10 protein-coding genes are annotated in these 13,466 nt (G+C 68.4%); 8 read left to right on the top strand and 2 right to left on the bottom strand.

Going from position 1 to position 13,466, the window contains the following annotated elements:
• Positions 1-41 precede the first annotated feature (41 nt).
• Positions 42-2,462, bottom strand: a complete 2,421-nt coding sequence (locus tag L810_RS01825; RefSeq protein WP_021156645.1) for a glycoside hydrolase family 31 protein — start codon at positions 2,460-2,462, stop codon at positions 42-44.
• A 27-nt stretch (positions 2,463-2,489) separates the two neighbouring features.
• Entirely contained in the window at positions 2,490-3,761 is a 1,272-nt protein-coding gene (locus tag L810_RS01820) for an MFS transporter (RefSeq protein ID WP_021156644.1), read from the bottom strand.
• Between the two features lie 472 nt (positions 3,762-4,233).
• Here L810_RS01820 and L810_RS01815 point away from each other — a divergent pair, with 472 nt between their 5' ends.
• The 8 genes from L810_RS01815 to L810_RS01780 form a co-directional block, all read left to right on the top strand.
• Positions 4,234-5,178 carry a MurR/RpiR family transcriptional regulator gene (locus L810_RS01815; RefSeq protein WP_021156643.1) on the top strand — a complete coding sequence of 315 codons (945 nt, stop codon included), beginning with the start codon at positions 4,234-4,236 and terminating at the stop codon, positions 5,176-5,178.
• Positions 5,175-6,176: an isoaspartyl peptidase/L-asparaginase family protein gene (locus tag L810_RS01810; protein WP_021156642.1), complete on the top strand. Its 1,002-nt coding sequence runs from the start codon at positions 5,175-5,177 to the stop codon at positions 6,174-6,176. Before L810_RS01815 ends, L810_RS01810 begins: the two co-directional genes overlap by 4 nt.
• A 29-nt stretch (positions 6,177-6,205) precedes the next feature.
• On the top strand, positions 6,206-8,131 hold the full coding sequence (locus tag L810_RS01805) for a dipeptide ABC transporter ATP-binding protein (RefSeq protein WP_021156641.1): 1,926 nt from the start codon (positions 6,206-6,208) through the stop codon (positions 8,129-8,131).
• Between the two features lie 127 nt (positions 8,132-8,258).
• Entirely contained in the window at positions 8,259-9,821 is a 1,563-nt protein-coding gene (gsiB, locus tag L810_RS01800; protein WP_021156640.1) for a glutathione ABC transporter substrate-binding protein GsiB, read from the top strand.
• A gap of 79 nt (positions 9,822-9,900) precedes the next feature.
• Positions 9,901-10,821 carry a glutathione ABC transporter permease GsiC gene (gene gsiC / locus L810_RS01795; protein WP_042972832.1) on the top strand — a complete coding sequence of 307 codons (921 nt, stop codon included), beginning with the start codon at positions 9,901-9,903 and terminating at the stop codon, positions 10,819-10,821.
• 7 nt (positions 10,822-10,828) lie between these two features.
• Positions 10,829-11,722, top strand: coding sequence for a glutathione ABC transporter permease GsiD (gene gsiD / locus L810_RS01790; RefSeq protein ID WP_021156639.1), 894 nt, complete (start codon positions 10,829-10,831; stop codon positions 11,720-11,722).
• Positions 11,722-12,804: a DmpA family aminopeptidase gene (locus L810_RS01785; protein ID WP_021156638.1), complete on the top strand. Its 1,083-nt coding sequence runs from the start codon at positions 11,722-11,724 to the stop codon at positions 12,802-12,804. Before gsiD ends, L810_RS01785 begins: the two co-directional genes overlap by 1 nt.
• Positions 12,801-13,466 (top strand): M55 family metallopeptidase (locus tag L810_RS01780; protein WP_042972831.1); only part of this gene is annotated, 666 nt, incomplete at its 3' end. The genes L810_RS01785 and L810_RS01780, both read left to right, overlap by 4 nt.

Below are 13,466 nucleotides of genomic sequence, written 5' to 3'. Positions count from 1 at the left end.
GGCGGCGGGCCGCATGAACGGCCCGCCCGATCGGGTTTGCTTCAGTAGTCGAAGGCGACGACGATGCGGCGCCATGTACCACTCTGCGCATCCTGTTCGATGCGGGCGCCGCGCACGGCGACCGCGCCTTGCACCGACGCGGGCAGCAGGATCTCGACGCGGTCGGCCGGGCGTGCCGGTCGGCCGTCCCAGCGCACCGACACGCCGAGCACGCCCGACGCCTCGCGGCCGGTTTCGACGCGCCACAGCCCGTATTCGCCGTCGCGCCATGCTTCCGTCTCGCCGTCGTCCTCGATGCATTCGCCGTACGCGACGCCGTCCTCGATACGCGGCGCGACGACGAAGCCGCGCGCGTCGGCACGTGCGCCGAAATACTGTTCCGCGACGTTCAGCGGCAGCACGCGGCCCTCGCGCAGCAGCATCACCGGCGTGTCGAGCGGCGCGGGCAGCGTCACGCTCGCGCCGCCGTCGAACGACCGCGCGCTCGCACAGCACATCCAGCGCGCGCCCGACGGCAGGTAGACGGTGCGCTCCGTCAGGCCCGGATCGACGACCGGCGCGACGAGCAGCGCGTCGCCGAGCATCATGTCGTCGCATGCGTCGTAGCAGCGCGCGTCGCCGGGGAAATCGGCGAAGGTCGGCCGCAGCACGGGCTCGCAGCGCGTCGTCGACAGCCACAGCAGGTGATAGAGGTAGGGCAGCAGCCGGTAGCGCTGCTTGATCAGCGCCGCGATCTGCGCGGTGATCTCCGGGTACATCCACGGTTCGTTGACGGTGCCGTCGTCGTTCCACGAATGGATGCTGAAGCGCGGCATGAAGATGCCGAACTGCACCCAGCGCAGCAGCAGTTCGGGCGAAGGCGCGGGCCCGGAGAAGCCGCCGATGTCGTGGCCGATGTTCGACACGCCCGACAGCGCGAGCCCGAGGCCCATCTTCAGGTTGTAGCGCAGCGTTTCCCACGACGTGTAGTTGTCGCCGGACCAGGTCTGCACATAACGCTGCATGCCGGCGCCGCCGGAGCGCGACACGAGGAACGGGCGCTGCGCCGGTGCATGCGCGCGCTGCGCTTCGCGCGACGCGCGCATCATCAGCATCGTCTGCAGCACCTTCGCCTCGCGCGCGGGAAACGGCTGGCCGAAGCCGTGCGCGATCGCGTCGGGCGACCAGATCTCGTATTCGTTGTTGTCGTTCCAGGTCGACTCGATCCCGTATTCGAGCAGCGCCGACGTGACCTGCTCGCGCCACCAGCGGTACGCGTCCGGCTGCGTGAAGTCGAGATACGCGCCGACCTCGTCCCAGAACTGCACCCAGGCCGGCTCGCCGGACGCCGAGCGGATCAGCAGCCCGCGCGTTGCCGCGTCTTCGAAGGCGGGATGGTCGCGCAGCAGGCACGGCTTGATGTTCGCGCACAGGCGGATGCCGTGGTCGCGGTAATGCTGCACGAAGCCCTTCGCGTCGGGAAACTTGTCGCGGTTCCAGTTGAACACGTAGCGCTTCGCGCCGATCGACGTATAGCCCGACGACAGGTGGAACGAGTCGCACAGGATGTCGTGCGTGTCGCACTGTTCGACGAACTGGTTCATCTGCTGCTGCGCGTCCGGCGCATCGGTGTAGCTCATCGTCGAGCCCGAGTAGCCGAGCCCCCATTTCGGGGTGCGCGCGGGGCGCCCCGTGAGCCACGTGAAGCGCCGCGCGGCCGCGAGCGGCGTGTCGGGCGACGCGATGAAGTAGTAGTCGAGATCGCCATGCTCGGCGACGAAGTAGCGGTACGGGCCGTGATAGTTGTCGAGCTCGCGGCCCATGTCGAACGTGCAATCCGACAGCGTGTCGTAGAACAGCCCGAACCCCTGGCACGCATCGGGCGACCACGTGATGTAGAACGGGATGTGCTTGTACAGCGGGTCGGTGTGCTTCGCGCTGTAGCCCATCGCGTCGATGTTGCGCATCTCGAAGCGCGCGCCGGTGCGGTCGAGCTCGCCCGCGCGTTCGCCGAGGCCGAATACCTTGTCGCCGCGTTCGCGGGCGACATAGTGATAGGCGCGATCGTCCCACCAGCCGAAGTTGTACGCCTGCGTCGCGCGGTCGGCGAGTGCGACGCGCCACGCGCCGTCGGCGCCGCGCATCGACCACGTGCAGTGGCCGCCGTGCCGGCGCACGGCGAGCCGGATCTGCTCGGTTTCGATGTGCAGGCCGTCGTCGTCTTCGGCGAGCGAAAAGGCGGGCAGTGCGAAGCCATCGAGGTCGAGGCGGTCGCGCCCTTCGAGCGGCACGTCGTCGAGGCCCGGCGCGATCGTCCACGTGCGCGGGTTGCGCGCCGTCGCGTCGGGCAGCACGCGTACCCGCACGATGTCGTCCTCGAGCACGAAGATCTCGAGGGTCGCGCCCGTATCGGACGCGAGCAGCACACGGTTCGCGTGCTGGCCGGCGACGCGGAACACGGGCGGATGAAGAAGCGAAGTCATGAGTGCGATTCCTGTTAAGGGCGAAGGTCAGGCGTGCCGTGCGAGCAGGCGTTCCTGCTTCGACTGCCCGCGGATCAGCACCGCGAGCAGCGTGACGCCGATGATGTCGAACAGGCCGAGGCACGCGAACAGCGGCGCATAGCCGATCTTGTCGGCGAGCGCGCCGACCAGCAGCGAGAAACCGAGCCCGCCGATCCACGCGGCCATCCCGGCGAAGCCGCTCGCGGTGCCGACTTCCTCGGAATCGAACACGTCGGCCGACAGCGTGTTGACGAGCGCGGAGATCATCTGGTGCGCGAAGCCGCCGACGCAGAACAGCGCGATGGCCGTGTACGGCGACGACACGAGCCCGATCATCGCGGGCCCGAGCATCAGCACCGCGCCGAGCGCGACGCCGGCGACGCGCGACCACACGAGCGGCAGCCTGAACCGCTTCGCGAGATACGGCGACAGGTAACCGCCCGCGATGCCGCCGGCGTCGGCCGCGAGAAACGGCATCCACGCGAAGATCGCGATCTGCGTGAGCGGCATGTGGCGCTCGGTCGCGAGGTACAGCGGAATCCAGAAGCTGAAGGTCTGCCACGCAGGCTCGGCGAAGAAACGCGGCAGCGCGATGGCCCAGAAGCGCCGCGCGGTGACGACGTCGCGAATGCGGCGCTTCGACACGGGCGGCATCGTCGCCTGGCCGTCGCGGATCAGCGCGCGCTCCTGCGGCGTGATGCGCGGATGGTCGGCGGGCGACCGGTATTGCGTGTACCAGAGCGCCGCCCACAGGAAACCGAGCGCGCCGGTGGCCATGAACGCGGCCTGCCAGCCGAACCGCATCGACAGGAACACGACGAGCGGCGGTGCGATCGCGGCGCCGAGCGACGTGCCCGCGTTGAAATAGCCGACCGCGACGGATTTTTCGCGATCGGGAAACCATTCCGCAACCGCCTTCATCCCCGACGGAATCGCGGCGGCTTCGAACAGGCCCAGGAGGCCGCGCAGGATGCCGAGCGACAGCCAGCCCGATGCGAAGCCGTGCGCGACGCCGACCACCGACCACAGCATCGCGAACAGCGCGAACCCGAGCCGCAGGCCGATCAGGTCGACGATGAAACCGCACACGGGCTGCATGATCGTGTAACCGATCTGGAACGCGCCGACGATGTACGAATACTGCTGCGTCGAGATCGCGAACACGTGCTTCAGCTCGGGGGCGAGCACCGCGAGAGAATTCCGTGCGAGGTAGTTGAGGATCGTGCCGAGACATACGAGCACGATGATCCACCAGCGCAACGCCTTGACTGTCTTCACTGCTGTCTCCTGTCGGGCAGGGCCGGCGCGCGGCGCCGGGCCGATCCATGACGACCATCCGTTGGGGATGGCCTGATTCGCTTTATTTGTACGATGTCCGATCTTGAGGGGCGCCAGATTTCCCGGTTTGACGTGGAATGATGGCGTTCAAGCGAACACTTCGCCGTCATCGAAGTCCGAAGTTATCTGACGACTGATCATTTTCGAACATCCTATGTTCGAATTCGAATCCGGTCAACGCGAAATTGCATTCGAACGAACTTGCTCGGGGTTTTCCCGATAGGCGGGCGCAGGCGACGCACGCGCAGACCTGCGGCGATCTCATGCCAAAGGCCCGTGCGGCGGGGCTGTGCGGGCGTCGGGCGATCGCGGGGCGCCGGAACGGGACGTGACAACGCTGATGAAAATTTATTTCTTTTCGCGACATTGATTGTGTAAATTCATTTCCATCATTCTTTCAACGACCCTTCGCATGACGTCTCTCGCTCCGCACGATGCCAGTCACGACGAACCCGCGATCGCCGAACGGATCGCGTCGGCGATGCCGTTGATGACGCCGATCCACCGGCGCATGGGCGAGTTCGTGCTCGCGAATCCGTTCCGCGCGGCGACGATGCGCATCGACGAACTCGCGCAGGCCGTGAATGCGTCGATCGCGACCGCGAACCGTTTCGCGAAGGCGCTCGGTTTCGACGGCTATCCGGCGATGCGCGCGGCGCTCGTGCGCGGCTTCGAGGCGACGCTCGGGCCGGTCGAACGGCTGCGTTCCGCGCAGGAGCAGGAGTCCGGGGTACGCGGTGCCGCATGGATCGACGCGGTATTCGACCAGGCCGTCGCGAACATCGAGAACACGCGCGCGCAACTGGACGCGGCCGATGTCGAGGCCGCGGTCGAGGCGATCGTCGGCGCGCGGCGCGTGCTGATCCTCGGCGCGGGGTCGAGCGCGTTCCTCACCGGGCTGATGGAGCACGGGCTGTCCGTCTGCCACGACAACGTGCAGTCGCTCGCGCTGCTCGGCGGCCCGTCGCACGCGGCCCGGCGGCTCTATACGGCCGACTCGCGCGATCTCGTGATCGCGCTCGCGTTTCCGCGCTACGTGAAGGACACGATCGAACTGGCCCGCCGCGCGGCGGCGCGCGGCGCACGCGTGCTCGGTATCTCCGACGGCCCGCAATCGCCGCTGGCGCCGATCGCGTCGCTGAACCTGTACGTCAAGGCCGAACGGCGCTTCGCGGCCACGTCGGAAGCAGCGGTGCTCACGATGATCGAGGCGCTGATCGACGCGGTCGCGCTGCGCACGCACCGGTCCGCGAAATCCGCCGCCGAGATGACCGAATTCCTGCTGCCGTGGCTCATGCAGCCGCAAGCGACGCAGCCGGCCGCCAACCCTTCTTCCCACCGTCCGAAAAAAACATGACTTCATCCGCGATCGTTGCGATTCACGGCGGCGCAGGCACGATCCTGCGCGATGCGATGGATTCCGACACCGAACGTCAGTACCGTGCCGAGCTGACCGCGATCCTGACGGCCGCCCAGCAGGTGCTGGCCGACGGCGGCAGCGCGCTCGACGCCGTCACCGTCGCGGTGCGGATGCTCGAGGACTGTCCGTTGTTCAACGCCGGGCGCGGTGCCGTCTATACGGCCGAAGGCAAGCACGAACTCGACGCGGCGGTCATGGATGGCGCGACGCTCGGCGCGGGTGCGATCTGCTGCGCGACGCGCGTGCGCAATCCGGTGCTCGCCGCGCGGCGCGTGATGGAGGCGAGCGAACACGTGCTGTTCGCCGGCGCGGGGGCCGATGCGTTCGCGGCCGCACAGGGGCTCGAACTCGCGGAGCCCGGCTATTTCGACACCGAAGCGCGTCACGCGCAGTGGGTCAAGGCGCGCACGGCAGCCGGCGCGATGCTCGACCACGACGCAGCGACGTTCGCGTTCGGCAAATCACCGTCGCAACCGCAGCCGGCCGAGCCGCTCGATCCGGATCGCAAGCACGGCACGGTCGGCGCGGTCGCGTGCGACCGGCACGGCCACATCGCGGCGGCGACGTCGACGGGCGGCATCACGAACAAGCAGCCGGGGCGTGTCGGCGATTCGCCGATCATCGGCGCCGGCTGCTATGCGGACGATGCGACCTGCGCGGTGTCGGCGACGGGCACCGGCGAGATGTTCATCCGGCTCGCGACCGCGCATGACGTTGCCGCGCAGATTGCGTATCGCGGCGCGTCGCTCGCCGATGCCGCGCACGACGTCGTGATGAACAAGCTGCCGCGCCTCGCGGGCCGCGGCGGGATCATCGCGGTCGACGCGCAGGGCAACGTTGCGATGCCGTTCAACACCGAAGGGATGTACCGCGGTTACGCGCGCGTCGGTGAAGCGCCGGTGGTCGGCATCTATCGCGACGACGACACCGCCTGATCCCGGCCAGCATGAAGAGGAGAGCCACGATGACTTCGAGCCGTAACCCGTCCGGCCTGGTGCTGCCCGAGCAGCGCGTGGTGGCCGTCGACGACCTGTCGGTCACGTTCCGCCGCGAAGGCGCGACGTTCGACGCGGTGCGCAACGTGTCGTTTCACGTCGATCGCGGCGAGACGCTCGCGATCGTCGGCGAATCGGGCTCGGGCAAGTCGGTCACGTCGCTCGCGCTGATGCGGCTCGTCGAGCACGGCGGCGGCGCGATCACGAACGGCCGGATCGCGTTCCGCCGGCGCGGCGGCGCGCTCGTCGATCTTGCGCACGCAAGCGGTGCGACGATGCGCGGCATTCGCGGCGCGGACATCGCGATGATCTTCCAGGAGCCGATGACGTCGCTGAACCCGGTGTTTACGGTCGGCGACCAGATCAGCGAGGCGATCGCGCTGCATCAGTCGAAGAGTGCATCGGAAGCGCGCGCGGAGACGCTGCGGCTGCTCGAACTCGTGCGCATTCCGGAGGCGCGCCGCGTGTTCGCGCGCTATCCGCACCAGTTGTCGGGCGGGATGCGGCAGCGCGTGATGATCGCGATGGCGCTGTCGTGCCGGCCCGCGCTGCTGATCGCCGACGAGCCGACGACCGCGCTCGACGTGACGATCCAGGCGCAGATCCTGCAACTGGTGCGCGGGCTGCAGGACGAAATGAACATGGGCGTGATCTTCATCACGCACGACATGGGCGTGGTGGCCGAAGTGGCCGACCGCGTGCTCGTGATGTATCGCGGCGAGAAGGTCGAAGAGGGCGAGTCGGATCGCATCTTCGCGGCGCCCGCGCATCGCTACACGCGTGCGTTGCTCGCGGCCGTGCCGAAGCTCGGCTCGATGCAGGGCACCGACGCGCCCGAGAAATTCCCGCTGCTGAAGGTGGAGGGCGCAAACACGGCAGCACCGGCGGCATCACCGGCGCCCGCACCGGCGCCCGCACCGGCGGTGAAAGACGATGCGCAGCCGGGCTTCGATCAATCCGCGTCGCCGATCCTGCGCGTGCGCGATCTCGTGACGCGCTTCCCGGTGAAGAGCGGCGTGTTCGGCCGCGTATCGCAATACGTGCATGCGGTCGAGCGTGTGAGCTTCGAGTTGCGCGCGGGCGAGACGCTCGCGCTGGTCGGCGAATCGGGCTGCGGCAAGTCGACCACCGGCCGCTCGCTGCTGCGCCTCGTCGAATCGCAGAGCGGCTCGATCGAGTTCGACGGCCGCGACATCAGCGCGCTGAAAGGCCCCGACCTGCAGGCGCTGCGCCGGAACATCCAGTTCATCTTCCAGGACCCGTTCGCATCGCTGAACCCGCGCCTGACCGTCGGTTTCTCGATCATGGAGCCGCTGCTCGTGCACGGTGTCGCGAGCGGCCGCGACGCGCAGGCGCGGGTCGACTGGCTGCTCGACAAGGTCGGCCTGCCGCCCGAGGCCGCGCGGCGTTATCCGCATGAATTCTCGGGCGGCCAGCGCCAGCGGATCGCGATCGCGCGCGCGCTCGCGCTGAACCCGAAGGTCGTGATCGCCGACGAATCGGTGTCGGCGCTCGACGTGTCGGTGCAGGCGCAGATCGTCAACCTGATGCTCGACCTGCAGCGCGAACTCGGCGTCGCGTACCTGTTCATCTCGCACGACATGGCCGTCGTCGAGCGCATCAGCCATCGCGTCGCGGTGATGTATCTCGGCCAGATCGTCGAGATCGGCCCGCGCCGCGCGGTGTTCGAGGCGCCGCAGCATCCGTACACGAAGAAGCTGATGAGCGCGGTGCCGGTGGCCGACCCCGCGCGCCGGCACGCCCCGCGCCAGCTCGCGGCGGACGAAATCCCGAGCCCGATCCGCGCGGCCGGCGACGAGCCGGTGGTCGCGCCGCTCGTCGCGGTCGGCCCCGATCACTACGTCGCGACGCACCGCGTCGGCGGCGCGTACTGAACACGCGCAGGTTGCCATGGACCGCAGCTGCGCACGAGCGAGGAACCGACGCATTTTCCCCGAGCGGGCGCCGTCCCGCCGCGACTCTCACCACGCGTTATCGAATCACCCACAGGAGCCCAGCAAGATGAACAAGCCGTATTCGTTCCCGATGTTCCGTCCACGCGCACTGCTCGCAGCGGGTGCCGGCGCGCTCGCGCTGTCGGCCGCGGTGCCCGCGTTCGCGCAGCAGACCGCGGTGATGGCGGTGGATTCGACGTTCACGACGATGGACCCGTACGACGCGAACGACACGGTGTCGCAGGCCGTCGTCAAGTCGTTCTACCAGGGGCTGTTCGGCTTCGACAAGGACATGAAGCTCGTCAACGTGCTGGCAACCGGCTACGACGCGAGCCCGGATGCGAAGACCTACACGATCAAGCTGCGCCAGGGCGTGAAGTTCCATGACGGCACCGATTTCAACGCGGCGGCCGTGAAGGCGAACTTCGACCGCGTGACCGATCCCGCGAACCACCTGAAGCGCTACAACATGTTCCGCGTGATCGAGAAGACCGAAGTGGTCGATCCGTACACGGTGAAGATCACGCTGCGCGAGCCGTTCTCCGCGCTGATCAACACGCTCGCGCACCCGTCGGCCGTGATAATCTCGCCGGCCGCGCTGAAGAAGTGGGGCCGCGACATCGCGCTGCATCCGGTCGGCACGGGGCCGTTCGAATTCGTCGAATGGAAGCAGACCGACGACCTGAAGGTGAAGAAGTTCGCGGGCTACTGGAAGAAGGGTTACCCGAAGATCGACGCGATCGACTGGAAGCCGGTGGTCGACAACAACACGCGCGCGGCGCTGATCAAGACGGGCGAGGCCGATTTCGCGTTCCGCATTCCGTTCGAGCAGGCTGCCGACCTGAAGGGCAACCCGAAGGTCGACGTCGTGGAGCGGCCGTCGATCGTGCAGCGCTACGTGTCGCTGAACCTGCAGCAGAAACCGTTCGACAACCCGAAGGTGCGCCAGGCGCTGAACTACGCGGTGAACAAGGAAGCGCTCGCGAAGGTCGCGTTCGCCGGCTTCGCGACGCCGTCCACCGGCGTGGTGCCGCAGGGCGTCGACTACGCGACGAAGCCGGGCCCGTGGCCGTACGACCCGGCGAAGGCGCGCGCGCTGCTGAAGGAGGCCGGTTACCCGAACGGCTTCGAGACGACGCTGTGGTCCGCCTATAACAACTCGACGTCGCAGAAGGCGATCCAGTTCGTGCAGCAGCAGCTCGCGCAGGTCGGCGTGAAGGTGCAGGTGCAGGCGCTGGAAGCCGGCGAGCGCGTCGCGAAGGTGGAGAGCGCGCCGGATCCGGCGAAGGCGCCGGTGCGGATGTACTACATCGGGTGGTCGTCGTCGACCGGCGAGGCGAACTGGGCGATCACGCCGCTGCTCGCCGGCGCGTCGGCGCCGCCGAAGCTCCTGAATACCGCGTACTACAAGAACGACACGGTCGACGGCGATCTCTCGAAGGCACTGGAGACGGTCGACCGCTCGAAGAAGGCCGAGCTCTACGCCGATGCGCAGAAGCAGATCTGGGCCGATGCGCCGTGGATCTTCCTCGTGCAGGAGAAGATCGTGTATGCGCGCAGCAAGCGGCTTCAGGGTGCGTACGTGATGCCGGACGGCTCGTTCAACTTCGACGAAATCTCGCTGAAATGACAGTGGTGATGACGGCGGTTCGTCCGCCACGCGGTGCCGGCGGTGCAAGCCGCCGGCACGCTGATTCGATCGGTGCCCCATGCTGAATTTTCTCGTCAAACGCCTGTTCGGCCTGCTGCCCACGCTCGCGATCGTCGCGGTGCTGGTGTTCCTGTTCGTCCACCTGCTGCCGGGCGACCCGGCGCGGCTCGCGGCCGGGCCCGAAGCCGACGACGCGACGGTCGCGCTGGTGCGCACCGATCTCGGCCTCGACCAGCCGCTGCCCGCGCAGTTCGTGAACTTCTTCGTGAAGATCGCGCACGGCGATTTCGGCCTGTCGACCCGCAGCAAGCGGCCGGTATCGACCGAGATCGGCGAGCGCTTCATGCCGACGCTGATGCTGACGCTCGTCAGCATGGCGTGGGCGACGGCCTTCGGCATGGCGATCGGCATCGCGTCGGCGGTGTGGCGCAACCGCTGGCCGGACCGCCTCGGCATGACGCTCGCGGTGTCGGGCATCTCGTTTCCCGCGTTCGCGCTCGGCATGCTGCTGATGGAAATTTTCTCGGTGAAGCTCGGCTGGCTGCCCGTCGTGCCGGACGGTTCGTGGCGGAGCTACGTGCTGCCGTCGCTGACGCTCGGCGCCGCGGTCGCGGCCGTGATGGCGCGCTTCACGCGTGCGTCGTTCGTCGAGGTGCTGAACGAGGATTTCGTGCGCACCGCGCGCGCGAAAGGCGTGCATGAGCCGATGGTGGTGCTCAAGCACTGCCTGCGCAACGCGATGATCCCGGTCGTCACGATGATGGGGCTGCAGTTCGGCTTCCTGCTGGGCGGCTCGATCGTCGTCGAGGTCGTGTTCAACTGGCCGGGGCTCGGGCGCCTGCTCGTCGATGCCGTGACGATGCGCGACTACCCCGTGATCCAGGCGATCGTGTTGCTGTTTTCGCTCGAATTCATCCTGATCAACCTGACCGTCGACGTGCTGTACGCGGTCATCAACCCGACCATCCGGTTCAAGTGAGGCGCGCATGAACGCGACTGTCCAGACCGCGGCGCCGGCCGCACCCACCGCGATCCGCACGCCGTGGCGCGAATTCTGGCGCAAGTTCCGCAAGCAGACCGTCGCGCTCGTCGCGGGCGGCTTCGTGCTGGCGCTCGTCGTGCTGGCGTTCGTCGGCCCGCACGTCGTGCCGTTCGATCCGGAGAACTATTTCGACTACGACGCACTGAACGCGGGGCCGTCGGCCGTGCACTGGTTCGGCGTCGATTCGCTCGGCCGCGACATCTTCAGCCGGATCATCACGGGCACGCGCATCTCGCTCGCGGCCGGCTTCTTCTCCGTCGCGCTCGGCGCGGTGATCGGCACGTTCTTCGGGCTGCTCGCCGGCTACTACGAAGGCTGGTGGGACCGCATCACAATGCGCGTGGCCGACGTGCTGTTCGCGTTCCCGGGCATCCTGCTCGCGATCGGCGTGGTCGCGATCCTCGGCAACGGGATGGTCAACGTGATCTGCGCGGTCGCGATCTTCAGCATCCCGGCGTTCGCGCGGCTCGTGCGCGGCAACACGCTGATGCTCAAGCACATGACCTACGTCGAGGCCGCGCGCAGCATCGGCGCGTCGGACTGGACGATCATCATGCGGCACATCCTGCCCGGCACCGTGTCGTCGGTCGTCGTCTACTTCACGATGCGGATCGGCACGTCGATCATCACGGCCGCGAGCCTGTCGTTCCTCGGGCTCGGCGCGCAGCCGCCGACGCCGGAGTGGGGCGCGATGCTCAACGAGGCGCGCGCGGACATGGTGACGGCGCCGCACATCGCGATCTTCCCGAGCCTCGCGATCTTCCTGACCGTGCTCGCGTTCAACCTGCTCGGCGACGGGCTGCGCGACGCGCTCGATCCGAAGCTGGAGCGCCGCTGATGCGCATCGCACCGATGTGGACGGCGGCGCTGCCGGCCGGGCCGCGCGGCACGATCGCCGACGTGCCGGGCGTGACGGTCGGCCATTGCACGCTCGATGCCGGCAACGTGCAGACGGGCGTGACCGTCATAAAGCCGCATCCGGGCGACGTGTACCGCAGCAAGGTGCCGGCCGGGGCCGCCGTGATCAACGGCTTCGGCAAGAGCGTCGGGCTCGTGCAGGTCGACGAGCTCGGCACGCTCGAGACGCCGATCGCGCTGACCAATACGTTCGGCGTCGGCGCGCTCGCGCACGCGCAGATCCGCGCGGCGATCGCGGCGAATCCGCAGATCGGCCGCGACTGGCCGACCGTCAACCCGCTCGTGTTCGAGTGCAACGACGGTTATCTGAACGATATCCAGGCGTTCGCGGTCACGGCAGCGCATTACGACGACGCGTGCCGCGCGGCGTCGCGTGACGTCGCGCGCGGCGCGGTGGGGGCCGGGCGCGGGATGTCGTGCTTCGACCTGAAGGGCGGGATCGGTTCGGCGTCGCGCGTTGCCGTCGCGGCCGGCCGGCCCTATACGGTCGGCGCGCTCGTGCTCGCGAATTTCGGCCGGCTGCCGATGCTGACGCTCGGCGGCGTGCCGCTCGGGCGCATCGTCGCGCAACGGCGGGCGGCCGAGGCCGCGCACGCAGCGCCACCCGAGCAGGGCTCGATCATCCTGTTGCTGGCCACCGATGCGCCGCTCGACGCGCGGCAACTGTCGCGGCTCGCGCGCCGTGCGGGCGCGGGGCTGGCCCGCACGGGCTCGGTCTACGGGCACGGCAGCGGCGACATCGCGCTCGCCTTCTCCACCGCCTACACGATCGCGCACGACGCGTCGACCATCGCGCTGCCGGCCCTCGTCGCCGATGCGGCGCTCGATCCGCTGTTCATGGCGGCCGCCGAAAGCGTCGAGCACGCCATCGCCGATGCGTTGCTGCAGGCCGTGACGGTGGCCGGGCGCGACGGCCACGTGCGGCAATCGCTGCGCGACGCGGTGCCCGATCTCGATCGCCTGTCCAACGAAGGCCACGAAGGACGTCTTATCCAGTCATGAAGATCCTGATTTCGACCGACATCGAAGGCGTCGCCGGCGTGTTTGCCACCGAGCAGACGCGTGCCGGCAATCCGGAATACGAACGCGCGCGGCGCTGGATGACCGCCGAGGCGAATGCGGCGATCGAAGGCGCGTTCATGGGCGGCGCGCAGGCCGTGTGGGTCAACGATTCGCACGGCGGTTTCCGCAACCTGCTGCCCGACGGGCTCGATGCGCGTGCGCGTGTCGTGCTCGGCAAGCCGCGCACGCTCGGGATGATGGCGGGCCTCGAACAGCAGCCCGACCTCGTGTTCATGATCGGCTATCACGCGAAATCGCAGACGCGCGGCATCCTCGCGCACACGATCAACAGCTTCGCGTTCACGCAGGTGTGGCTGAACGGCGTCGAGCTCGGCGAAGCCGGGCTGTACGGCGCGCTGGCCCGCGAATACGGCGCGCACGTCGCGCTGGCCTCCGGCGACGACGTGTTCGCACAAGAAACGCAGCCGCTGTTTCCGGATGCGCATGTCGAGACGGTCAAGACGGCCGGTGGCGCATCGAGCGGCGATACGCTCACGCCGGCCGCGTCGTGTGCGCGGATCGCAGCCGCTGCGCGCGCGACGGTCGCGCAGGCACTGTCGGCAGGCGTGCGCGCCGGTGCCCGCCGCCCCGCGCCGGCCGCC

The organism is Burkholderia sp. AU4i (assembly GCF_000466765.1).
Classification (GTDB): Bacteria; Pseudomonadota; Gammaproteobacteria; order Burkholderiales; family Burkholderiaceae; genus Burkholderia; species Burkholderia cepacia.
Note: the sequence above shows the minus strand (reverse complement) of the source record. Positions and strands in the feature narration are given on the sequence as shown.